This window comes from Aquisalimonas sp. APHAB1-3 (genome assembly GCF_048323695.1).
Taxonomy (GTDB): domain Bacteria; phylum Pseudomonadota; class Gammaproteobacteria; order Nitrococcales; family Aquisalimonadaceae; genus Aquisalimonas.
The window spans coordinates 586,701-609,988 of record NZ_JBLWFT010000001.1; the positions used below are offsets into that span (position 1 = coordinate 586,701).

The window sequence follows — 23,288 nt, forward strand, 5'->3', positions numbered from 1 at the left end:
CCGGGGCTCAGTCGTCACCGTCAACCTGCAGGACCGACAGGAAGGCCTCCTGCGGAATCTCGACCTTGCCGACCTGTTTCATCCGTTTCTTTCCGGCTTTCTGCTTCTCGAGCAGCTTGCGCTTGCGGGTGATATCACCGCCGTAGCACTTTGCCGTCACGTTCTTGCGCATCGCCTTGACCGTGGAGCGTGCCACGATATGGCTTCCCACCGCCGCCTGAATGGCAACTTCGAACATCTGCCGCGGGATCAGCTTCTTCAGGCGGTCAGTGAGTTCCCGCCCGCGTCGCTGCGCGTGATCACGGTGCACGATCAGAGCCAGCGCGTCCACGCGGTCGCCGTTGATGAGAACATCCAGGCGAACCAGATTCTCGGCCTGAAAACGGTTCAGCTCGTAGTCAAACGAGGCAAACCCGCGACTTGCCGATTTCATGCGGTCAAAGAAGTCCAGCACCACCTCGCTCAGTGGCAGCTCGTAGGTGAGCGAGATCTGGTTGCCGACGAACTGCATGTCCTTCTGCGACCCGCGTTTCTCCTCGCACAGGGCGATCACGTTGCCGACGTAGGCCTGGGGGACCAGAATGCTGGCGTTTATGATCGGCTCCCGAATCTCCTCGATCTCGTGATTCGCCGGCAACTGCGCCGGGTTGCTCACTTCGAGCACCTCGCCCGAGGTGGTCTCCACCTCGTAGATGACCGTGGGTGCCGTGGTGATGAGGTCCAGGTTGTATTCCCGCTCCAGCCGCTCCTGCACGATCTCCATGTGCAGCATTCCGAGGAACCCGCAGCGGAAGCCGAAACCGAGCGCCGCCGACGTTTCGGGCTCGTACTGCAGCGACGCGTCATTCAGCCGCAGCTTCGACAACGCGTCGCGGAACGCCTCGTAGTCTTCCGAGCTGATGGTGAACATGCCGGCGAACACGCGCGGCTGAACCACCTTGAAACCGGGCACGCGCTCGGCGCAGGGGGCGTGCTTGTGGGTGAGTGTGTCGCCCACTGGCGCGCCGTCGATATCCTTGATGCCGGCGACCACGAAACCGACTTCGCCGGTCTCCAGCACTTTCATTGGAGTCTTCTTGGGCGTGAACATGCCCAGCTGGTCCACCTGGAACTCGCGGCCGGTGGACATGACCTGGATCTTCTCGCCGACCTTCATGCGACCGTTGATCACGCGCACCAGACACACCACGCCCAGGTAGTTGTCGAACCAGGAGTCCATGATCAGCGTCTTGAGCGGTTCATCAGGCTTGCCCGTGGGCGCCGGGATGTGCTCGACAATCGCCTCGAGCAGTTCATCGATGCCCTGGCCGGTCTTGGCGCTGACCATCATGGCGTTGTCGGTCTCGAGGCCGATGATCTCCTCGATTTCCTGCAACACCTGCTCCGGTTCCGCCGAAGGTAGATCGATCTTGTTGAGAACGGGCAGGATCTCCAGGCCTTCGCCGACCGCTGTGTAGCAGTTGGCCACACTCTGCGCCTCCACACCCTGGGAGGCGTCGACCACCAGCAGCGCGCCATCACACGCCGCGAGCGAACGAGATACCTCGTAGGAGAAGTCCACGTGGCCGGGTGTATCGATGATGTTGAGCTGGTAGGTGTTGCCGTCTTTCGCGGTGTACTCCAGGGCAACGCTCTGGGCCTTGATGGTAATGCCGCGCTCGCGCTCCAGGTCCATGGAATCGAGCACCTGTTCGGACATCTCTCGGCCGGTCAGCGCCCCGCACCGTTCAATGAGGCGGTCCGCCAGGGTCGACTTGCCGTGGTCGATGTGCGCGATGATCGAGAAGTTGCGTATATGTTTCATAGTCGCATCGGTTGTGAGTGCCGCGGCGTTCGCGCTGCGTCACGCCGGGGCGGCCCGTTGACCGCCTCCCGACGCAAACGTGCCCCGCAGGCGGGGCACGTTCCGAAAGCTGCCGACACTTGAAGTGTGCCGGTATTGTACCGATTCAGCGCGCTTACGGGAGCCTGAGCGGCAAAAACCGCGGACTTCCGTTACGCATCAGCAACACCGGTACCACTCGACCGTCCTCAAGGCCCTGGGCAATGGATTCGAAAGTTTCCACCGAATCAACCCGCTGCTGGTCGAGCATGGTGATGACGTCGCCCTGACGGATTCCGGATTGCCGTGCCGGGCCTTCCGCAAGCCGCTCCACGAGTACGCCGGCCTGATCGATGCCACGCTCCTCCCGGTCCTGATCGGACAGGTCACGCAGTTCCATGCCGAAGTACTCAGCTGCCGGTTCCGGCTCTTCGGGCACCTCCTGTTCCTGCTGCTGTTGCTGTGCCATCTCGTCCGGCAGTTCGCCAAGGGTGACGGTCACTTCGCGGTGCTCGCCGTCACGGATGATCTCGAGGATGACTTCGGCGTCCGCCCGCATGCGTCCGACCATCGGCGGCAGCTCGGAGGACGTTCCTATCTCCTGGCCTTCGAACCGGACGATCACGTCTCCCGCTTCCAGATCGGCGTCCGCAGCCGGGCTGTCGGACGTCACCTGGGCGACCAGCGCACCATGCGGACGGTCCATGCCGAAAGACTCTGCCAGGTCCCGGTCAACATCCTGGATCAGAACACCAAGCCAGCCGCGGGCAACGCGACCATCCGTGCGGAGCTGGTCAACCACGTCCATGGCCAGCTCCACCGGGATGGCGAAGGATAGCCCCATGAAACCGCCGCTGCGGCTGTAGATATGGGAGTTGATTCCGACCACTTCACCGTCCAGGTTGAACAGCGGCCCTCCGGAGTTGCCGGGGTTGATCGCCACATCGGTCTGGATGAACGGCACGTAGTTATCCTGGGGCAGGCTGCGCCGTTTGGCGCTGACAATGCCCGCCGTCACCGAGTGCTCGAACCCGAACGGCGAGCCGATGGCCAGAACCCACTCGCCGACGGACAGGTCGGCGGATGAGCCGATCGACACTGTTGGTAGGTCTTCGGCATCAATGTTCAGCAGTGCCAGATCGCTGCGCTCATCATAGCCAACCACTTCCGCGGTGTACTGGCGGCGGTCGCTCAGTTTCACGACCACCTCGTCTGCGTTCTGGACCACGTGATAGTTGGTGACGATGTCGCCGTCCGACGAAATGATGAACCCGGAGCCGAGGGATTCGGAATCGAACGGCTGCGGGGGCTGCTGGCCTTCGCCCCGCTCCCCGCCGAAGCGCTCGAAGAACTCCCGGAATGGGTGATCTTCGGGGAGATCGCCCATCCCTCCCCGCTCGCCGCTCTCGCGGGACTGAGTTGAGCTGATGTTCACCACTGCCGGACTGTTCTGATCCACCAGCCCGGCGAAGTCAGGCAGCCCGTCGCGGGCATGCGCCTGCGACGCTGCCAGTGCAGCCATCAGAGTGAGGCTACAGAGGCTAACCAGGAACTTTCGAGTCATAACCTGTCGCATGTGCTGCTTCCCCGTGCTCTCCATCGTGCGTCGACTCCGGTCGGGCCCGAGGCCACCGAACGTCCCGTCCGGACAACCGGGAGACTATGCTTCCCGGTTGTCCCAATCATTCGTTCCGGCTGTCACCCTGCGCCGGCCAGTTGCCGAGGACCGTCGGGCGATAGGCACCGCGATCCGACATTCTCCGCGCCAGCGCGCGGGCCGCAACCAATCCGATCACAAATCCTGTCCCCGCAGCGGGAACAGCAATGGCGTCACCCCAGGGCGAGCCCAGCAGGGCCGCTACCAGCAGCGCGAGGACAGGCAAGAGGTAGACCACCGCCGCACCGGAAACAAGGCCCTGCTCCGGTATTCCGACTTCCACGCGCTGCCCCGGCCGCAGCGCCAGGCCGGTCTGGCACGTGATCTCTGCTGTACGCCCGGGCACGGCGCTGGCAAGAAGGCCGATGCCGCAGCCCCGACGGATATCACAACCGGAGCAGGCGCCATGCCGCTGGATGCGGACGCGGCAGCGATCGCTCCCGGTTGCGACGACCTGCCCCTGTTCACGAATCATGCCGGGGCAGCGTCAGTTCTCGCCCCGTCGGCTGCTGACGCCGACAGGCCGTGAGAGAAAGTCGAGCTGCGGCTCCGAGCGCTCCCTGATGACGGCGTATTCATCCAGTCGCGTCTGGATATCCGAGTCGAGGCGATCCCACTGGATGTTCTCCGCAGCAACCGGCTGTCCCGACGATGTCTGCTGCACGGACGACGGCGCACTTGCTGTCTCGATCATGTCCCCATCTGGTGATGAGGACTGCTGAGGCCAGATGGCAATTGCAACGAGAGCAACGGAAGCGGCGATTGCCGCGCCACCGACCGGACGGAGCCACCAGCGTTGACCGCCGTCGTGTCGTGGGGGTATAGAGTGCGCGGGCTCATGATCCAGCGCGGCCGAGACCCGCGCTGCCAGGGACGTGTCCACGTGATCCGGCAGATTCCGGTGGAGCGCTTCGCGAATCACCGCATAGCGGCCCATCTGGCCAGCAATGTCCTCACTTCGCTCTGCAAGGCGAAGCAGAAACTGCGTCTCGGAGTCAGGCAGTTCATCGTCGCTCAGCGCCGAAATCTGCTCCTGGTAGGGTTTCGTCATGGCACCACCACTGTCTGCTATTTGTTATCAAGCAACGGCTTCAACCGGTTGTCGATCGCTTCCCGCGCCCGGAAAATCCTTGACCGCACGGTCCCCACCGGGCAATCCATTGCCTGCGCAATCTCTTCGTAACTCAGACCGTCCAGCTCGCGAAGGGTGATCGCCGTTCGCAGATCGTCGGGTAAGGCTTCGATGGCATCGAAGACGGTCCGTTCAATCTCCTCACGCTGGGCGAGCCCTTCGGGCGTATCCGTTTCCCGCAACAGTGAATCACCGGCGTACTGCTCGGCGTCCTGAGCGTCCACGTCACTGCCGGGAGGCCGGCGCCCCTGGGCGACGAGATAGTTCTTCGCCGTGTTGGCGCCAATGCGGTAGATCCATGTATAGAAGCTACTTTCGCCGCGAAAGTTCGGCAATGCCCGATAGGCCTTGATAAACGTTTCCTGCGCGACATCCTGAGCCTCGCTGGGATCGGTTACATACCGCGATATCATCTTGACGAGCTTGAACTGATATTTCTGAACAAGCAGGTCAAAGGCCTTCTTATCACCGGCCTGCACACGCTCGACGAGCTGTTGGTCGACCTTTGCATTGGTCATTCAGCCCGTCCTTTCACGGTCATTCCACTGACCGCGTCACTGCGGTAGACATTGATGGGCATGGATAGTTCGCGCACTTCAGCGGATTGTGTTTAGATAAGTGCCGGTCGCGCCGCCCTGCTCCGCGATACTGACCGCGAATCGGCTCCGGCCCCTCGATCTGGCCGGATTCAGGCAGGCCTTAACGGCCACTGAGGGTAGCCGATCGTCCAAGTACGCTGCAAGCAGCCTCGGCGGCAGAACGGCCTCACAGTCACAACGGCAAGGGCGGAATCCGTGCCAGAGCCTGATCAGTTTGATGTTGTCATTGTCGGCAGCGGCGCAGCGGGGCTGACGCTGGCCCTGCGCCTCCCCGAGCATGTCCGCATCGCCGTCCTCTCGAAGGGGCCGCTCACCGAAGGCTCCAGTCTCTATGCCCAGGGCGGGATTTCCGCCGTGTTCGACGAAGCCGACTCCGTCGAGTCCCATGTGGCCGACACCCTGGATGCGGGGGGCGGCCTGACCGACAGCGATACGGCCCGCTTCGTCGCCGAGAACGCGCCCAGGTGCATCCACTGGCTCATTGGCAACGAGGTGCCGTTCTCCCGCGAGGAAGGCCCGGACGGTGGCCTGCACCTGCACCGCGAAGGGGGGCATTCGTACCGCCGCATCGTGCATGCGGCCGATGCCACGGGCCGTGCGGTGGAAACCACGCTGGAGGGCCTTGTACGTCGTCGCGCCAACGTCACGGTGCTGGAGCATCATCTGGCGGTGGATCTCATTACCGCCAGTCGCCTCGGGCATGCCCCCCAGCGCTGCGTCGGAGTCTATGGCCTGGATGTTGCCAGTGGCCGTGTGCGTCCGATTGCGGCACGGACCGTGGTACTGGCCACCGGCGGCGCCAGCAAGGTCTATCTCTATACCAGTAACCCGGACGGCGCGACGGGCGACGGCATCGCCATGGCGTGGCGTGCGGGTTGTCGCGTCGCGAACATGGAGTTCAACCAGTTCCATCCCACGTGCCTCTTTCACCCCAAGGCGAAGTCGTTTCTGCTCAGTGAGGCGCTGCGGGGCGAAGGGGCCCACCTCCTGCTGCCGGATGGGAGCCGGTTCATGCACCGGTTCGACGACCGGGGGGAGCTGGCTCCCCGGGACATTGTCGCCCGGGCCATCGACCACGAAATGAAACGGTTGGGCGCGGACTGCGTCTATCTGGACATCTCCCACCGCGAAGCGGACTTCATCAGGGAGCACTTCCCAACCATTCACGAACAGTGCCTCCAGTTCGGTTTCGACCTCACCCGGGAGCCGGTGCCCGTGGTTCCGGCGGCCCACTACACCTGCGGCGGCGTCGTCGTCGATCAGCGCGGGCAGACCGATCTCCCCGGCCTTTACGCCATCGGCGAGGTGTCCTGTACCGGGCTGCACGGCGCCAACCGACTGGCAAGCAACTCGCTGCTTGAGTGTCTTGTCTACGGTACGGCCGCGGCGGATCACATCGCGGCGGCACTCCCCGGGGTTGCGTCGCCACCCGCCCTGCCCCCATGGGACGAGAGCCGGGTCAGTGACTCCGACGAACAGGTGGTGGTCAGCCACAACTGGGATGAGTTGCGCCGCTTCATGTGGGACTACGTGGGCATCGTGCGTACCAGCAAGCGTCTTGAGCGGGCGCGCCGTCGCGTGGACCTGCTGCAGGGTGAGATCAGGGAGTATTACGGCAATTTCCGCGTCAATGCGGACTTGCTGGAGTTGCGCAACCTGGCGATGGTGGCGGAGCTGATCATCCGCTGCGCCCAGGAGCGGCGCGAGAGCCGCGGACTGCACTACACGCTGGATTACCCGGACAGATTGCCGGACGCACTGCCGACCGTGCTGACGCCGAGCAGATAGCACAGCCGGCGCCGGCATCGACCGCTCATGGCATCACGAGGCAGCACCAGCGCGGCCCATGCCCTGTCGTCGCCGCGCAGGTAGAGCACGCACAGCCAAGGATGACGAAACCACCCGGCCAGCTCCCATTCCCGGATGCCGTCGGCAGTGTCCGTGCAGACCGATCCCGAGGCTACGTCCAGGCTGAACCAGTCGCACTCCAGTGGCCGGGCCAGAAGGGAAAGGCGCGTGGCGAAGACCGTGAGCGGGATCAGGATCAGTAGTGCGGTCAATACCGTCACGGACGCGCTCAGCGCAGCCACAGCCCCGATCAAGACCAGGGCGTGTTGCCAGTGGTGGGCAGCACGCGACGGGTTAACGTAAAAGCCCGAAGTCGCTGCGGATTCGCTCCACGAGTGCCGCGAGTTCGGCATCGTCCGGCACCTCTCCCTGGTAGAACCAGCCGAACAGGGTGTCGTCCTGACACCCCAATAACGTCTCGAATGCCTCACGCCCGGAGGCATCCAGTGTGGCGTAGCCGTTAGCGAGAAAATGCTCCAGGAGCAGGTCCAGCTCCCGCATCCCCCGTCGACACCGCCAGCGCAGTCTGGAGCGTTCACTCACAACTCTTGCCCCCAGTCGCGACGCGGTTCAGCGCCGCTCGATCATGAGTTTCTTGATCTCCGCGATGGCCTTGGCCGGGTTCAGACCCTTCGGACACGTCTGCGCGCAGTTCATGATCGTATGGCAGCGGTAGAGCTTGAACGGATCCTCGAGATCGTCCAGCCGCTCACCGGTGGTCTCGTCCCGGCTGTCGACAATCCAGCGATAGGCTTGAAGCAGCACGGCGGGGCCGAGATAGCGGTCCCCATTCCACCAGTAGCTCGGGCACGACGTGGTGCAACAGGCGCACAGGATGCACTCGTACAGCCCGTCGAGCTTGGCCCGGTCTTCCTTGCTCTGCAGGCGCTCCCGGTCCGGCGGCGTTGCCGTCTCGGTGCGAATCCAGGGGCGGATGGAGGCATACTGGGCGTAAAAGTGGGTGAGATCCGGCACAAGATCCTTGACCACCGGCATGTGCGGCAGTGGGTAGACGCGGACGGCACCGTCCACTTCGTCACACGCCTTGGTGCACGCCAGGGTGTTCTGGCCGTCGATGTTCATGGCGCAGGAGCCGCAGATCCCCTCGCGGCAGGAACGGCGGAACGTCAGCGACGGATCAACCTCGTTCTTGATCTTGATCAGCGCGTCGAGAACCATCGGACCGCAATCGTCCATGTCCAGCTCGAAGGTGTCGATCCGCGGGTTCTGCCCTTCGTCCGGGTGCCAGCGATAGACCTTGAACTCGCGAACGTTGCTCGCACCGTCCGGGGCAGACCACGTCTTGCCCTGACCGACCCGGGAATTCTTTGGAAGCTTGAACTCTGCCATTGGCTGTCAACCTCGTTACTTGCTGGCCTGCAACGCCTGTCGGTGGATCAGTACACCCGCGCCTTGGGCGGGAATACCTCCACCTCGTCGGTCAGCGTGGTCATGTGGACAGGCCGGTAGTCGATCTCGGTCTTGCCCTGGGGATCCATCCAGGAAAGCGTGTGCTTCATCCACTGATCGTCATCGCGCTCGGTGAAGTCTTCCCGGGCGTGCGCACCGCGGCTCTCGGTACGGTTGCGCGCCGACTGGATGGTGGTGACCGAGCAACCGAGCAGGTTGTCCAGCTCCAGCGTCTCGATCAGGTCGGAGTTCCAGATCAGCGAGCGATCGGACACGGCAACGTCCTCGAACGAAGCGAACACCTCGTCCATCTTCTGACACCCCTGCTCCAGGGTGTCGCCAGTCCGGAAGACGGCTGCAAAGTTCTGCATGACGCTCTGCATGTTGTCCCGGATATGGGCCGTGGGCTGGCTGCCGTTGGCATTGCGCAGGCGGTCGAGACGATTGAGCGCGAAGTCGGCCGAATCCTTGGGCAGCGGCCGGTGATTGGCGCCCTGCTCGTCCACCAGCTCCTTGGCGCGCAGGCCGGCAGCGCGACCGAACACCACCAGGTCCAGCAGCGAGTTGGAACCAAGGCGGTTGGCACCGTGAACGGAGACGCACGCCGCCTCGCCGATGGCCATGAGGCCCGGCACCACGGCGTCCGGGTTGCCGTCCCGCAGGGTGACCACCTCGCCTTTGTAGTTGGTGGGCACCCCACCCATGTTGTAGTGCACCGTGGGCAGCACCGGGATCGGCGCCTTGGTGACGTCGACGCCGGCGAAAATCCGAGCGGTCTCGGCAATCCCGGGCAAGCGTTCGTTGATGACGTCCGCGCCGAGATGCTCCAGATGCAGGTTGATATGGTCGTGATTCGGGCCGACACCACGGCCCTCCTGGATCTCGATGGTCATGGAGCGGCTGACTACGTCGCGGGAGGCGAGGTCCTTGGCGTTGGGCGCGTAGCGCTCCATGAAACGCTCGCCCTCGGAATTGGTCAGGTAGCCGCCTTCACCGCGCACACCCTCGGTGATCAGGCAGCCGGCGCCGTAGACACCCGTGGGGTGGAACTGCACGAACTCCATGTCCTGCAGCGGCAGGCCGGCGCGCAGCACCATGCCCATGCCGTCGCCGGTGCAGGTGTGCGCCGAGGTGCAGGAGAAATAGGAACGGCCGTAGCCACCGGTGGCCAGCACCGTCTCGTGGGCGCGGAAGCGGTGAATGGTGCCGTCATGCATGTTCAGGGCGATCACGCCCCGGCATGCGCCCTCTTCGTCCATGATCAGGTCCAGGGCGAAGTACTCGATGTAGAACTCGGCTTCGTACTTCAGCGCCTGCTGATAGAGCGTGTGGAGAATGGCGTGGCCGGTGCGGTCGGCCGCAGCACAGGTGCGCTGCGCGCGACCCTCGCCGTAATGCGTGGTCATGCCGCCGAAGGGGCGCTGATAGATCTTGCCCTCGTCCGTGCGCGAGAAGGGAACGCCGTAGTGTTCCAGCTCGATGATGGACGGGATCGCCTCGCGGCACATGTACTCGATGGCGTCCTGGTCGCCGAGCCAGTCCGAGCCCTTGACCGTGTCGTACATGTGCCAACGCCAGTCGTCCTCGCCCATGTTGCCGAGCGCCGCGGATACGCCACCCTGGGCGGCGACGGTGTGACTGCGCGTGGGGAACACCTTGGTGATGCAGGCCGTCTTCAGGCCCTGGTTCGCCATGCCGAAGGTGGCGCGCAGGCCGGCACCGCCGGCGCCGACAACAACGACATCGTACGTGTGATCAATGATTTCGTAGCTGGACATTGCGTTCAGCCTCCAAAGGCAATGCTGAGCACGGCAAGGATGCCGGTAAGTGCCAGCACCGCAGCCAGGAATTTCACGACAACGAGGCTGACGATCTCCAGCGCCTTGTTGTCCACGTAATCTTCCAGAACCACCTGCAGCCCGAGCTGTGCGTGGTAGAAAGCGGCGGCTATCAGGAGTATCGCGGCGCCAGCGGTGAACGGTGAGCCGATCCACGCCCGGGCTGCTTCGTAGTCACCACCCGCGTTGATCGCCAGGGAAAAGGCAAACCACAGCACCAGCGGAACTAGCGCGACGGCCGACAGCCGCTGCACCCACCAGTGGTGCACGCCGTCCTTCGCGGAGCCGAGTCCGCGCGCATCCTTGACCGGAGTTCTCAGATTCATCCCGCACCCCCAGTGGCGAAGGCCACGATCCAGACCAGCGCGGTCAGGCCCACGGCACAGGCGATCACCGCCTGTCCCGAGCGCTTTGCCGCATCCAGCTCAAATCCCTTGCCGACATCCCAGAACAGGTGCCGAATTCCGTTACACAGGTGGTAGAACAGGCCGAGACTGAACAGGAACAGAATGATCAGGCCGAGCCAGGATCCCAGTACCGCCTGTGCGCGCTCGAAGGCGTCAGGTCCGCTCGCCAGGGACACCAGCCAGTAGATCACCAGCAGCGCGCCGATTGTGTTCGCGACACCCGCCATCCGGTGAGTGATGGACAGCACGACAATGAAGGGCAGCCGGTAGATCTGCAGGTGGGGGGACAGCGGTCGATTATCGCTTGGCATTGTGACTCGCTCCGCGTGGGCCAAAAGCGGCAGTTAAACTAAACTGTCCTCTCGGGTGATGCAAGGCAGCATTACCCGGGAGAACGCTGGATGGGCCCTTCAATGGACCGTAGCCTGATGGCACCGCAGCAGTTTACTCAACAGCGGGCCGCGGTTCTTTGATCGGCTTCCCGTTGTTCGGGAAGTCGGCTGGCGGACGTCAGAAATCGGTACAGCGACCCCCTTTCTCCCAGTCCCCGTACCGTGTGGGCTCCGGACCGGCCTGACCACCAAACTCCTCCGGCCACGTACTCGGGTCGGCCGGATCAGGCGTGTTATCCTGTTTCACTGTATCCCCGGCGGGGCCGGGCCTTGGCTCGGGCGTTTCCTCTGGTGTTTTCATCGCACTTGCCTCCTCGGTCACGCGTCCCCGCGATTATGCCACATCAACAGGTGATTACGGCACTGCACAATGAGCGAACAAGCACCCAACGCGACACAAATAGACTGGCCTGCACTGCTCCAGGTCCACGGGGCGCGGTACGGCGAAAACGGCAGTCTGCTCGACTTTGGTGATACCACCGCCGAACTGCACGCGACGCTCGGCGATGGCGGGGCCATGCCATTGCCGCACCAGGGCGTGATCCGCGTGGTTGGCGACGATGCCGCCGTGTTTCTGCACGGTCAGCTGAGCCAGGGCATAGAGGATCAGCCGGTGACGGAAGCCCGCATGGCCGGTTACTGCAACCCGAAGGGCCGGCTGCTGGCCGTGTTCCGCGTCATTCGACTGGACGAGGACGATTTCCTGCTGCTGGCCGACCGCAGCCTGATGGACGGGCTGGTGAAACGGCTGAGGATGTTCATTCTGCGGTCCAGGGTGGCGCTGCAGGATTTCACGCCCCATGCGGCCGTGTTCGGGGCCACGGGGTCCGGCGCAGCGGCCATCAGTGAAGTGGCCGGCACCCTGCCGCAAGGCACCGGCACCGTCGTGCATGCGGGGGACACCTCGGTGGTGAACCTGGGCGGAGAAAAAGAGCGCTTTCTGATGGTGACCCACGCCCGTGATGCCATCGGCGTGTGGGAAACCCTGGTGGCGGCGTCACGCCCGGTCACGCCTCAGGCGTGGACCCTGTTGCAGGTCCGCGCCGGTGAGCCGGCCGTGGTCGCCGGCACGTCGGAGCATTTCGTGCCGCAGCAGCTGAACCTGGATCTGGTGGACGGCGTCAGCTTCAGCAAGGGCTGCTACCCGGGGCAGGAGGTGGTGGCGCGCATGCACTACCGCGGCAAGCCCAGCCGGCGCATGTTCGGGCTCACGGCGCCGGGCGAGACCGTCCCGCACCCGGGCGACAGCGTCCTCACGGCCGACGGCGCATCGGCGGGTGAAATCGTTCAGGCGGTCGCCGGTCCTGCCGGCATCGAGGCCCTGGCAGTGCTGCGCCTGCAGTACCGTGACCGGCAGGACCTCCGCGTCGCTGATCAGCCCGCCGGCTTTGCCCAACTCCCCTACCATGTGCCGGTCACACCGGAATCCGACGAGGCCGAGGCGGGGGGCTGATCCCCCCTCAGACCTCCGGTCGCATGGCCGGAAACAGCAGCACGTCGCGGATGGAGGCCTGATCGGCGAAGGCCATGACAAGACGATCGATGCCGATTCCCTCCCCCGCTGTCGGGGGCAAGCCGTACTCCAAAGCGCGGATGAAATCGGCGTCGTAGTGCATGGCCTCTTCATCCCCGGCTTCCTTTTCCGCTGCCTGGGCCAGGAACCGCTCGGCCTGATCCTCGGCATCATTGAGCTCAGAGAAACCGTTGGCTACCTCACGACCGCAGATGAATAGTTCGAAGCGCTCGGTGACGAACGGGTCGCTGTCCTTGGGGCGTGCCAGGGGCGAGACCTCTTTCGGGTAATCGACAATGAAGGTGGGCTCGCGCAACTCGTGCTCCACCGTCTCTTCGAAGATCAGCGTCTGCAGCTTGCCGAGCCCGGTACTGCCGTCCACCTGTAGCCCCAGGCGTTCAGTGATGGCGCGCGCGGTTTCCTTGTCGTCCAGGTGCTCCGGGCTGATGTCCTGGTTGTAGCGCAAAATTGCGTCGCGCATGGCCAGGCGCTGGAACGGTTTGCCCAGATCCAGAGTTTCGCCCTGCCAGGTAAGCTCTGGCGTGCCCTTCAGGTCCATCGCGAGGCCACGCAGGAGTTCTTCGGTGAGGTCCATGAGATCGTTGTGATCCGCGTAGGCCTGATAGAACTCCAGCATAGTGAACTCGGGGTTGTGTCGCGTGGACACGCCCTCGTTACGGAAACTGCGGTTGATCTCGTAGACCTGCTCGAATCCGCCCACCACCAGCCGTTTGAGGTACAGCTCCGGTGCAATGCGCAGGTAAAGCGACATGTCCAGTGCGTTGTGGTGGGTGATGAACGGCCGCGCCGCGGCGCCACCGGGGATCTGCTGCATCATTGGCGTTTCCACTTCCAGGAAGCGCCGTGTGTTGAGGAAGTCGCGGATGTACTGGATGATCCGGCTGCGCACGTGAAAGACGTCGCGCACCTCCGGATTCATGATCAGGTCCACGTAGCGCTGGCGGTAGCGCGCCTCCTGGTCCTGAAGGCCGTGGTACTTCTCCGGCAGCGGGCGCAGTGACTTGGTCAGCAGCTGGATGCGGTCGACACTGACGCTGAGCTCTCCGGCGCGAGTGCGGAACAGCGTGCCCTCGGCGCCGACGATGTCGCCCACGTCCCACTTCTTGAACGCCTGGTAGACGCCCTCGGGCAGATCATCCCGGCGCACGTAGAGCTGAATGCGGCCGGTCATGTCCTGCAGCTGCGCAAAACTGGCCTTGCCCATGACGCGCTTGGCCATCATGCGGCCAGCCACACGAACCCGCACCCCCTCCGCTTCCAGGGTGTCGTTATCGCGCTCGCCGTGGGCGGCGTGCAGATCCGCGGCAAGCGCATCGCGGCGGAATCCGTTGGGAAACGCTTCGCCGGATTCACGCCACGTCTGGAGTTTCTCGCGACGCTGGGCAATCAGTTTGTTCTCGTCGATGTCCGGGTTGTCGTTGCTCATGCTCGCTCGCTTGGTCAGGCGTCCGCCTTGAGGCTGGCTTCGATGAAACGGTCCAGATCGCCGTCCAGAACCGCCTGGGTATTGCCGATCTCAACGTTGGTGCGCAGGTCCTTGATCCGCGACTGATCCAGCACGTAGGAGCGGATCTGGCTGCCCCAGCCGATGTCGGACTTGTCTTCCTCGGCGGCATCCTGCGCCTGGCGCCGTTTCTGCATCTCGAACTCGTACAGCTTGGCGCGCAGCTGGTTCATGGCCGTGTCACGGTTACGGTGCTGGGAGCGGTCGTTCTGGCACTGCACCACGATGCCCGTGGGCTCGTGGGTAATCCGCACCGCGGATTCCGTGGTGTTGACATGCTGGCCGCCGGCGCCGCTGGCACGGTAGACATCAATGCGCAGGTCCGACGGGTCGATCTCGATATCCACGTTGTCGTCGATCTCGGGGGACACGAAGACCGCGGCGAACGAGGTATGCCGGCGATTACCGGAGTCGAACGGGGATTTGCGCACCAGCCGGTGCACTCCCGTTTCGGTGCGCAGCCAGCCGAAGGCATAGTCACCTTCGAAGCGGACCGTGGCGCTCTTGATGCCGGCGACATCGCCCTCGGAGAGTTCGATGATGTCGGTCTTGAAGCCCTTGCGCTCGCCCCAGCGGAGGTACATGCGCAGCAGCATGTTGGCCCAGTCCTGGGCCTCGGTGCCGCCGGAGCCGGCCTGGATGTCCAGAAACGCGTTGCTCTCGTCCATCTCCCCGGAGAACATGCGCTGGAACTCGAGCGCCTGCACCGTCTGCTCGAACGCCTTCAGGTCCTTCTCGACGGACGTAATGGTGTCTTCGTCGCCCTCTTCCTGGGCCATGTCCAGCAGCTCGTCCACGTCGGCAAGACCGGAGTCGAGCTCCTCGAGGCGGTTGACCACGTCCTGCAGGCGCGAGCGCTCGCGGTTGAGGTTCTGGGCTTCCTCGGGGTTGTTCCAGATGGTCGGGTCTTCCAGCAGCCTCAGGACTTCTTCCAGGCGCTCCTTCTTGCCCGGGTAGTCAAAGATACCCCCTCAGCGCATCGACGCGCTCGCGCAGATCGGCTGCCTGAGTGTACAAGGGGTTGATTTCCATAGTGCGTATACCGTCAGTGTTCGGAAAGGAGCGCATGGTACTACAGGGGGCGGGACGTGTCAGCGTACCGCCTGCCACTGCTGGCGCAGCCGCTTTTCCGATGCCGGTGTTGCCGTGCCAAGGTGCTGGGCGAACAGGGAAATGCGGAACTCCTCCAGCAGGTGGCGGAACCGGTGCAGTTCCGGATCCACGATGCCGTCCCGTTCGTGGCGCGCGGCTCGCTCGGTCCAGGCCTCCCACCACGGCCTCACCTGATGGGTGCGCTGAGCGTCGCGGCGCGGGTCCTCCGCCTGCTTCTCCACCCGGTGCTGCAGACCGTCCAGGTAGCGCGGCAGATGGGACAGCAGCTCACTGCGGTGCGCCAGCAGAAAGCCGGGGAATACCAGGTGGTTCAGGTGCTCGTTCATGTCCCGGAAGCTGTCCATGCCCTCCAGCCCCCGTGGCTCCTTGAGCGCCTTCTTCAGCCCGTGGTAGCGCTCCAGCATGCGCGCGACCCGGCGGGCAAAGCGCTCCCCCTCCTCCACCAGCCGTCCCCGCCCGGCCTCCAGCATGGTCTGGAACGCCTGTGGATCCGCGGGCAGCGGCTGGTCACCGATGAACACGGCATCCACAACGGCGTCGATGATCTCGTCGCGCAGGGCGTCGCTGCCACCGAGCCCACGGTACTGGAGTGCCATCTGCTGGAAACCGGGAAGGTTGTCGCGCAGGTAGCGGACCTGCTCACGGAGCTGTGCCTGGATCAGCCGGCGCACGCCGCGCCGCGTGCTGTCGTCGGCCGCCTCGGGTGAATCAAGGATACGCAGAGCGACGGTATTGCCTTCGTCCACCAATGCGGGATAGCCGCGCACGGTGACGCCGTGCTGATCGAACTCGACGGTCCGCGGCAGCACGTCGAAATCCCAACGGGTGAGGCCTTCACGCTCCCACTGTGGATCGGGGGTTGCCACCTGGAAGCCCTCACTGGCCCGGTCGCCCAGCTCCCGCTGCAATGCGGCCAGGTTCCGCCCCCGGGCGACGATTCCGCCCTCGGCGTCGAACACCTGGATGTTCATGGTCAGGTGATCCGGCAGCTCCACCGCGTCCCAGGTCTCGGGCGGCACATCGACGCCGGTCATGCGGTGGAGCTGACGGCGCAGGGCATCGGTGAGCGAGCCGTCCGCCGGGCTGATGGCGTCCAGTGCCGCCCGGGCGAAATCCGGGGCCGGCACGAAATTGCGACGCAGGGCCTTGGGCAGGCCACGGATCAGGGCCGTGACCTTCTCCTCCACCAGCCCGGGGACCAGCCACTCCAGCGGGTCGGGCCGCAGCTGGTTGAGCGCGGCCAGCGGGACCTGCAGGGAAACGCCATCGTCCGGGTGTCCGGGCTCGAAGTGGTACTGCAGCGGCAGTCGCAGATCGCCCACCGCAAGTTGTTCCGGATACCGCTCTGCAGTCACCGTGGCCGCGTCATGCTGCATCAGCGCCTCGCGGGTGAGATACAGGCGGCGCGGATGGGTGCGCTCCTCCTGTTTGCGCCAGTGCTCGAAACTGCGCAGGTCGCTGATGCTCTCGGGGACACGCTCGGCATAGAAGGCGTAGAGACGGTCGACGTCCACAAGGACGTCGCGCCGCCGTGATTTGTCTTCCAGCGCCTCCACGTCCGCGATCAGCGCACGGTTGTGCTCCAGGAATCCGCCCTTGCTGTCCACGCGGTCTTCGGCGAGCCCCTGGCGCAGGAAGACCTCGCGGGCGTCCGCACTGTCGACCCGGCCGTAGTCCAACTTGCGCCCGGTCACCAGGGGAAGGCCGTAGAGGGTCACCGTCTCGTAGGCGGTGACCCGGCCGCGGCGCCGGTCCCAGTGCGGCTCGTTGTAGGTGCGTTGCACCAGGTGACCGGCCAGCTGTTCCACTTCACGCGGATCGATGCTCGCCACGGTGCGCGCGAAGACCCGTGAGGTCTCCACGATCTCGGCTGCGGCAATCCACTTGGGGCGCTTCCTCGCCAGCGCCGAGCCCGGGAAGATCGTGAGCCTGAGGTTGCGCGGCCCGATGTAGCCCTGCTCGTCGCTGCGCATGGCCACGTTGCCGAGCAGGCCGGTGAGCAGCGCCCGGTGGATGGGCGCGTAATCGGCCGGCTCCGCGTTCGGGCGCAGGCCCATACCGCTGACCAGTTCCTTGAGTTGCCGATGGACGTCGCTCCATTCCCGCATCCGCAGCGGGCTCAGGAAGTGATCCCGGCACCAGCGATCGAGTTTGTTGCGCGACAACGCCTTCTTCGATGCCTGGTAGGCGGTCCACAGGTGCACGTAGGCGAGAAAATCGGAGCGCTCGTCGCGCCACTGGGCGTGGGCCTGATCCGCAGCCTGCTGCGCTTCAATGGGGCGCTCGCGGGGATCCTGAATGCTGAGCGCCGACGCGATCACCAGAATCTCCGCCAGCGCCTGCTCCTCGTTTCCGGCCATCAGCATGCGCGCTATGGTCGGGTCCACCGGCAGGCGTGCCAGCTGCCGCCCCAGCTCGGTCAACCGCCACTGCCCGTCCACGGCTCTCAGCTCGTGGAGCAGGCGGTAGCCGTCCTTGACGTAGCGCGAGTCCGGCGGCTGGATGAAGGGGAACTCCTCCACGGCCCCGAGCCCGAGGTAGCGCATCTGCAGAATGACGGAGGCGAGGTTCGTGCGCACGATCTCGGGATCCGTGAACGCGGGACGTCCCAGGAAATCGTCTTCGCTGTACAGGCGGATGCACACGCCCGGCGCCTCGCGACCACACCGGCCGGCGCGCTGGTTGGCGGAGGCCTGGGAGATCGGCTCGATGGGCAGCCGCTGCACCTTGGTGCGGAAGCTGTACCGGCTCAGGCGCACGACGCCGGTGTCCACCACGTAGCGGATGCCCGGCACGGTCACCGAGGTTTCCGCCACGTTGGTGGCGAGCACGATGCGCCGCCCGGCGTGTGTCTGGAACGCACGCTGCTGCTCCGCCGCGCTCAGACGGGCGAACAGCGGCAGCACCTCGGTGCCGGGCGGATGGTGTTTGCGCAGGGCCTCGGCCGTCTCGCGGATCTCCCGCTCGCTGGCGAGAAAGACCAGGATGTCGCCGGGCCCGAGCCGAGCCAGTTCGTCCACGGCATCGACGATGGCGGTCTGCTGATCCCGGTCGCGGTCGTCCCCGGATTCGCCGGCGAGCGCTTGGTAGCGGACCTCCACTGGGTAGGTCCGGCCCGAGACGTGCACGATGGGGGCATCATCGAAATGCCGGGAGAAGCGCTCCGGATCAATGGTCGCCGAAGTGATTATGACCTTGAGGTCGGGGCGCTTCGGCAGAAGCTGCTTGAGGTAGCCCAGCAGGAAATCAATGTTGAGGCTGCGTTCATGGGCCTCGTCGATGATGATGGTGTCGTAGGCATCCAGGGTGCGGTCGCCCTGCACCTCGGCCAGCAGCATACCGTCGGTGACGAGTTTCACGTGGGTCCGTTCGCTGACCCGGTCGGTGAACCGGATTCTGTAGCCCACGGCCTCACCGACCTCGCTGTGCAGCTCCTCGGCAATACGGGAGGCCAGAGTCCGGGCAGCAAGCCGGCGAGGCTGGGTGTGGGCGATCATGCCGTCCACGCCGCGGCCCAGCTCCAGACAGATCTTGGGCAGCTGGGTGCTCTTCCCGGATCCGGTTTCACCGCAGACCACCACCACCTGATGCTTGCGGATCGCCTCGGCGAGCGCCTCCCGGTGGTCATTGACCGGGAGATCCTGAGAGAAGTCCGGTACAGGAAGGCTGGCGATGCGCCGCTCGCGACGTGCCACGGATGCATCAATGGCACTGCTCAGTTGCTGCAGCCCGTGGTCGTAGGGTTTGCCGCTCGAAGCGCGCCGGCGCAGCCCCTGCAGGCGTTTTCGGAACCCGCGGCGATCGGCCGCCAGCGTCTGGCCGATACGCTCGGCGAGCGTGTCCAGGCTGTTGGTATCGCCGTTGGCGCCGCCGCCGGTCATGGACTCCGGACTAGTCCGCGACCTGCGCGCGCTTGCGCTGACTGTCGCGGTTCGGGTACTTCCGCGCCGGCAGCTGAACCGCTTCGATGCCCCACTCCCCTTCGCTACAGGTCAGCAGCAGGCAGGATGGGCCGCCGTTGGTGCGCGTACGTCCGGCCGCACCCGGGTTGAGAATCCACGGCGTATCGTCGCAGTCCATGGTGAGTTTGTGGCTGTGCCCGTAGATCACCGCGCGCGCCTCCGGGTACTGCTTGCGAAGGTGGCGATGGCGCTCACTAAGGGAGCGGCCATCATCGCCGTGGGTTACCACCAGTAGCCCACCCGGCAGCTGCAGCTGGGCGCTGGTCGGCAGGTTCTCAAGGAAATGCATCTCTGATTCGGCCCACTTGTCCGGCGTGTCGTTGTTGCCACGGATGGCGAGCACGGAGGTGGTTGGATTGAGGGAACACAGGACGTCAGCGCCGCCAACATCGCCTGCATGAACCGCGTGATCGCATGCGGCTACGCGTTCCGCAATGCGGGGATCCAGAAACCCGTGCGTGTCGGCGAGAATGGCGACGCGGGTGGCCTGTACTTCAGTCATGGCTCGGTAATCAATCCTGGAACGCGCGTTCGATGGCGTTCTTGAGCGCGGAATAATCCCGGGCGACCGGGAACTGTGGGAAATCGTCCATCACGTTCTGCGGCGGCGCGAACAGCACGCCGGTGTCCGCCTGTCCGAGCATGCCCGTGTCGTTGTAGGAGTCGCCGGACGCCACAACCCGGAAGTTGAGATCCTGAAATGCCGCCACGGCTGCGCGCTTGTGGTCGCGCATACGCAGACGGTAATTCATGATCCGCCCTTCCGGACTGGTTTCAAGTTGATGGCAGAACAGCGTCGGCCAGCCGAGCTGGCGCATGAGAGGGCGCGCGAACTCGTAGAACGTGTCTGAGAGGATCACCAGCTGGTAACGCTCACGGATCCAGTCGAGGAACTTCACCGCTCCCGGGAACGGCCGGACATCATTGATGACCGCCTCCAGCGCGACCATGCCCAGATCGTGCTCATCCAGGATGCGAAGCCGCTGCTGCATCAGCTCGTCGTAATCGGGGATGTCCCGCGTGGTTGCCCGCAGCGCGTCAATACCAGTGCGTTCAGCAAGATCGATCCAGATTTCCGGAACGAGAACCCCTTCCAGATCGAGGCAGACAATCTTCAATGTGCCAACGCTCCCTGCAATGGATCGGTCGTGGGGACAGCCCCCGGAGAAAATCCGCGCACACCCTATTCGTTTTTTCGTCGCCCTGCAAGGCGGCGTGGAACGGCGCCATGCCGCGCTCTTCCGTACGGAAGAGCATCACTCTCACCCATTCTGGACGGATTCCGGATCCGTTGTCTCCGGCGGCTGGTTGACGACACCGTGCGGGACGTGCCCCGTCGCCACCTGCTGGCTGGCGATCTCGCAGTGCCCCTGCTGATCGTCGAAGAAGATGTCGGCGCCGAACGCAGCGAGAAAATCCGCTTTCGCCAGTCCGCCCAGGAACAGCGCTTCGTCGATGCGAATATCCCAGTGCCGCAGCGTGCGGATGACGCGCTCGTGCGCGGGCGCGCTGCGCGCGGTGACAAGAGCCGTGCGGATGGGATTGGTATCCCCGGTCGCGGTCTCGCGGCGCTGGAGCTGATGCAGGGCGGCGAGAAAAGACTTGAACGGCCCGCCCGGCAGGGGCGAACGGGCCTGAGCGCGCTCGCTGGCGGAGAAGGCTTCAAGCCCCGACTCCTGGAAGATGCGCTCGGCGCTGTCGCCGAACAGCACGGCATCACCGTCGAAGGCGATACGCACTTCGCGCTCTTCATCGGTGCCGGTATCGCGCTCGGCCGAGGGCAGGATGGTGGCGGCGGCATAGCCGAGCTCCAGCGCCTGGGCGACGTCGTTCGGATCGGCCGAGAGAAACAGATGGGCACCGAAGGCCGGGATGTAACGCCATGGGCGCTCCCCGTTGGTGAACGCGGCCCGGGTGATGCCCAGCCCGTAGTGCTCGATGGAGTTGAACACGCGCAGCCCCGTGTCCGCGCTGTTGCGGGAGAGCAGAATGACCTCCACGCCCCCGTCTGTTCCCTCCAGACGCAGCAGCTTGCGGACGAGGCTGAACGCCACGCCCGGTGCCAGGATTTCGTCCTCGTACTCGCGCTGGAACCGGCAGTACGCATCCACGCCCTCCTCCATGAACACCCTGTGGCTGTCCGCCATGTCGAACAGGGCACGGGACGAGATTGCCACCACCAGCTTGCCGTCAAATGACACCGGCATTGCGGTTGCCTCCGGTTGCGGGTTCCGTTATTGCCTCGCCGTCTGCGCAGTTGCATCATCGCATATCAGAACAGGATCGCGCGCCCGGCGGCATGCCGATGCGCGGAGCGTGCGCCGCTTGCAAGGAGGAGATCATGGCCGCGAACAACGCGCAGGACCTGCCCCCGGCCGCCGGCTGGCAGACCCATGAAGTGGACAATCAGCCGCCCCCGTTCGAGGGTCGCAACCTCTACACCACCGACACGGCGCTCCGCGACGCCGTCCACCGCGAAGGCGGCGGCTGGGGCGAGGACCAGCTGCGACATTACGGGGAGCGCGTCGGCAATGAGCTGTGGGAGGCCGGGTTCGACGCCAACCGCAATCCTCCCGAACTGCAAACCCACGACCGGTACGGCCACCGTGTTGATCAGGTAAAGTTCCATCCCGCCTACCACCAGCTCATGGATGCGGCCATTGGCAACGGCCTGCACGCCCTCTCCTGGGATCAGACCGGGGCCGGTGCCCAGGTGGTGCGTTCGGCACTGATGTATCTCCACAATCAGGCCGAGTCCGGCACCATGTGCCCCGTCACCATGACCCATGCGGCGGTGCCCACCCTGCGTCATCAGCCGGATGTGGCGCGACTCTGGGAGCCGCGCATTCTCTCCCGCCAGTACGACGCCCGCTTTCTGCCACCGGAACAGAAAGCCGGCGTGACGCTCGGCATGGGCATGACCGAGAAACAGGGCGGTTCGGACGTGCGCGCGAACACCACCCGGGCGGTTCCCGTTGGTGCCGAGGGCCCGGGGCGTGACTACGAGCTGATCGGTCACAAGTGGTTCTTCTCGGCGCCCATGTCGGACGCCTTCCTGGTGCTGGCGCAGTCCCGCGGCGGCCTGAGCTGTTTCCTGCTGCCGCGCTGGCGCCCTGACGGCAGCGTGAACGCCCTCCGCATCCAGCGCCTCAAGGACAAGCTCGGCAACCTCTCCAACGCCTCCAGCGAAGTGGAGTTCCAGAACGCCCATGCGGTCATGGTCGGCGAAGAAGGCCGCGGCGTGGCCACCATCATCGACATGGTCGCGCAGACCCGTCTGGACTGCATGATCGGCTCCGGCAGCCTCATGCGCCACGGCCTTGCCCACGCCATGCATCACTGCGCACACCGCAAGGCGTTCGGCAGCACACTGCTGCAACAGCCGCTGATGCGCAACGTGCTGGCGGACCTCGCTCTGGAGGTCGAGGGCACCACGGCGCTGACATTCCGCGTGGCGGCCGCCCTGGACCGCCAGCAACACGACCCCGCCGAGGCGGCGTTCGCGCGTATCGCCACGGCACTGGGCAAGTACTGGATCTGCAAACGCGCGGCAGGTCACATAACCGAGGCGCAGGAGTGCCTGGGCGGTGCCGGTTACGTGGAAGAACACGTCCTTCCCCGGCTCTACCGCGAGGCGCCGGTGAACGCCATCTGGGAGGGGCCCGGCAACATCCAGTGCCTGGACGTGCTGCGCGCCATGCAGAAGAGCCCGGAGACCGTCCAGGCCGTCATGGATGAACTTCGTCGGGCCCAGGGCGAGAACCGGCATCTGGACGCCGCCACCCAGCGGATCGAGAACCGCCTGGGCGGCCACGCGGAGCTGCCCATGGAAGCCCGCTCCCTGGTGGAAGACCTGGTCCTTGCCCTGCAGGCCGGGCTGCTGGTTCGCGCAGGACACCATGCCATCGCCGATGCGTTCTGTGCCGCGCGGCTCGGACCCGATCGCACTCTGCTCTACGGGGGGTTGCCTGGTGGACTGGATGCGGACATCATCCTCAGTCGAGCCTCGCCGCAGGAGGAGTGATCTTCAGCGGCCCTTCGGCTGTCGTCGGCCGCGACGGATCGCGGTA

At 64.9% G+C, this 23,288-nt stretch carries 21 protein-coding genes; 3 read left to right on the forward strand and 18 right to left on the reverse strand.

What is annotated here, in order from left to right; all coding sequences use genetic code 11:
- Positions 1–7: 7 nt before the first annotated feature.
- From lepA to rpoE, 5 genes are all read right to left on the reverse strand, one after another.
- Positions 8–1,804 (reverse strand): translation elongation factor 4, encoded by a 1,797-nt coding sequence (gene lepA / locus ACNSTU_RS02725; protein ID WP_290635180.1) that lies wholly within the window; start codon positions 1,802–1,804, stop codon positions 8–10.
- A gap of 154 nt (positions 1,805–1,958) precedes the next feature.
- On the reverse strand, positions 1,959–3,344 hold the full coding sequence (locus ACNSTU_RS02730) for a DegQ family serine endoprotease (protein WP_290635178.1): 1,386 nt from the start codon (positions 3,342–3,344) through the stop codon (positions 1,959–1,961).
- Between the two features lie 160 nt (positions 3,345–3,504).
- Positions 3,505–3,954 (reverse strand): SoxR reducing system RseC family protein, encoded by a 450-nt coding sequence (locus ACNSTU_RS02735; protein WP_290635176.1) that lies wholly within the window; start codon positions 3,952–3,954, stop codon positions 3,505–3,507.
- Between the two features lie 12 nt (positions 3,955–3,966).
- On the reverse strand, positions 3,967–4,530 hold the full coding sequence (locus ACNSTU_RS02740; protein ID WP_290635174.1) for a sigma-E factor negative regulatory protein: 564 nt from the start codon (positions 4,528–4,530) through the stop codon (positions 3,967–3,969).
- Between the two features lie 17 nt (positions 4,531–4,547).
- Complete coding sequence (gene rpoE / locus ACNSTU_RS02745) at positions 4,548–5,129, reverse strand: RNA polymerase sigma factor RpoE (RefSeq protein WP_091639611.1); 582 nt, start codon at positions 5,127–5,129, stop codon at positions 4,548–4,550.
- Between the two features lie 276 nt (positions 5,130–5,405).
- Here rpoE and nadB point away from each other — a divergent pair, with 276 nt between their 5' ends.
- The gene (nadB, locus tag ACNSTU_RS02750; RefSeq protein ID WP_290635171.1) at positions 5,406–6,998 is read left to right on the forward strand and encodes an L-aspartate oxidase; all 1,593 of its coding nucleotides are present in this window, start codon (positions 5,406–5,408) and stop codon (positions 6,996–6,998) included.
- Here the strand turns inward: nadB and ACNSTU_RS02755 are convergent.
- The 7 genes from ACNSTU_RS02755 to ACNSTU_RS02785 form a co-directional block, all read right to left on the reverse strand.
- Positions 6,944–7,279 carry a hypothetical protein gene (locus ACNSTU_RS02755; RefSeq protein WP_290635169.1) on the reverse strand — a complete coding sequence of 112 codons (336 nt, stop codon included), beginning with the start codon at positions 7,277–7,279 and terminating at the stop codon, positions 6,944–6,946. The two genes, nadB and ACNSTU_RS02755, sit on opposite strands and share 55 nt — an antisense overlap.
- A 73-nt stretch (positions 7,280–7,352) precedes the next feature.
- On the reverse strand, positions 7,353–7,601 hold the full coding sequence (locus ACNSTU_RS02760; RefSeq protein WP_290635167.1) for a succinate dehydrogenase assembly factor 2: 249 nt from the start codon (positions 7,599–7,601) through the stop codon (positions 7,353–7,355).
- Between the two features lie 27 nt (positions 7,602–7,628).
- Complete coding sequence (locus tag ACNSTU_RS02765) at positions 7,629–8,408, reverse strand: succinate dehydrogenase iron-sulfur subunit (protein ID WP_290635166.1); 780 nt, start codon at positions 8,406–8,408, stop codon at positions 7,629–7,631.
- 47 nt (positions 8,409–8,455) lie between these two features.
- Positions 8,456–10,246, reverse strand: a complete 1,791-nt coding sequence (gene sdhA, locus ACNSTU_RS02770) for a succinate dehydrogenase flavoprotein subunit (protein ID WP_290635164.1) — start codon at positions 10,244–10,246, stop codon at positions 8,456–8,458.
- 5 nt (positions 10,247–10,251) lie between these two features.
- A complete protein-coding gene (gene sdhD, locus ACNSTU_RS02775; RefSeq protein ID WP_290635162.1) occupies positions 10,252–10,632 on the reverse strand; it encodes a succinate dehydrogenase, hydrophobic membrane anchor protein in 381 nt (126 codons plus the stop codon).
- Complete coding sequence (gene sdhC / locus ACNSTU_RS02780) at positions 10,629–11,024, reverse strand: succinate dehydrogenase, cytochrome b556 subunit (protein ID WP_290635160.1); 396 nt, start codon at positions 11,022–11,024, stop codon at positions 10,629–10,631. The genes sdhD and sdhC overlap by 4 nt, the downstream gene beginning before the upstream one ends.
- A gap of 199 nt (positions 11,025–11,223) precedes the next feature.
- Positions 11,224–11,406, reverse strand: coding sequence for a DUF1674 domain-containing protein (locus ACNSTU_RS02785; RefSeq protein WP_290635158.1), 183 nt, complete (start codon positions 11,404–11,406; stop codon positions 11,224–11,226).
- A gap of 69 nt (positions 11,407–11,475) precedes the next feature.
- Between ACNSTU_RS02785 and ACNSTU_RS02790 the strand changes: the two genes are divergently transcribed.
- A complete protein-coding gene (locus ACNSTU_RS02790; RefSeq protein ID WP_290635156.1) occupies positions 11,476–12,558 on the forward strand; it encodes a YgfZ/GcvT domain-containing protein in 1,083 nt (360 codons plus the stop codon).
- A 7-nt stretch (positions 12,559–12,565) separates the two neighbouring features.
- Here ACNSTU_RS02790 and lysS read toward each other — a convergent pair whose 3' ends face one another.
- The 6 genes from lysS to ACNSTU_RS02820 all read right to left on the reverse strand — a co-directional run bounded on the left by lysS (position 12,566) and on the right by ACNSTU_RS02820 (position 21,425).
- Positions 12,566–14,065, reverse strand: a complete 1,500-nt coding sequence (gene lysS, locus ACNSTU_RS02795) for a lysine--tRNA ligase (protein WP_418212057.1) — start codon at positions 14,063–14,065, stop codon at positions 12,566–12,568.
- A 14-nt stretch (positions 14,066–14,079) separates the two neighbouring features.
- Positions 14,080–15,175, reverse strand: a protein-coding gene (prfB, locus tag ACNSTU_RS02800; RefSeq protein ID WP_290635152.1) for a peptide chain release factor 2 whose coding sequence is annotated in 2 segments (ribosomal slippage) — positions 14,080–15,102 and positions 15,104–15,175 — 1,095 coding nt in all. Because the reading frame shifts where the segments join, the coding sequence is not laid out codon by codon here.
- A 59-nt stretch (positions 15,176–15,234) separates the two neighbouring features.
- Positions 15,235–19,137 carry an ATP-dependent RNA helicase HrpA gene (gene hrpA / locus ACNSTU_RS02805; RefSeq protein ID WP_290636840.1) on the reverse strand — a complete coding sequence of 1,301 codons (3,903 nt, stop codon included), beginning with the start codon at positions 19,135–19,137 and terminating at the stop codon, positions 15,235–15,237.
- A 10-nt stretch (positions 19,138–19,147) separates the two neighbouring features.
- Positions 19,148–19,720 (reverse strand): metallophosphoesterase family protein, encoded by a 573-nt coding sequence (locus tag ACNSTU_RS02810; protein ID WP_290636841.1) that lies wholly within the window; start codon positions 19,718–19,720, stop codon positions 19,148–19,150.
- 10 nt (positions 19,721–19,730) lie between these two features.
- Positions 19,731–20,336 carry a bifunctional phosphoserine phosphatase/homoserine phosphotransferase ThrH gene (gene thrH, locus ACNSTU_RS02815; protein ID WP_290636842.1) on the reverse strand — a complete coding sequence of 202 codons (606 nt, stop codon included), beginning with the start codon at positions 20,334–20,336 and terminating at the stop codon, positions 19,731–19,733.
- 144 nt (positions 20,337–20,480) lie between these two features.
- Positions 20,481–21,425, reverse strand: coding sequence for a 5'-nucleotidase (locus ACNSTU_RS02820; protein ID WP_290632488.1), 945 nt, complete (start codon positions 21,423–21,425; stop codon positions 20,481–20,483).
- A gap of 134 nt (positions 21,426–21,559) precedes the next feature.
- Between ACNSTU_RS02820 and ACNSTU_RS02825 the strand changes: the two genes are divergently transcribed.
- Positions 21,560–23,242, forward strand: coding sequence for an isovaleryl-CoA dehydrogenase (locus tag ACNSTU_RS02825; protein WP_418212058.1), 1,683 nt, complete (start codon positions 21,560–21,562; stop codon positions 23,240–23,242).
- Positions 23,243–23,288: the final 46 nt, after the last annotated feature.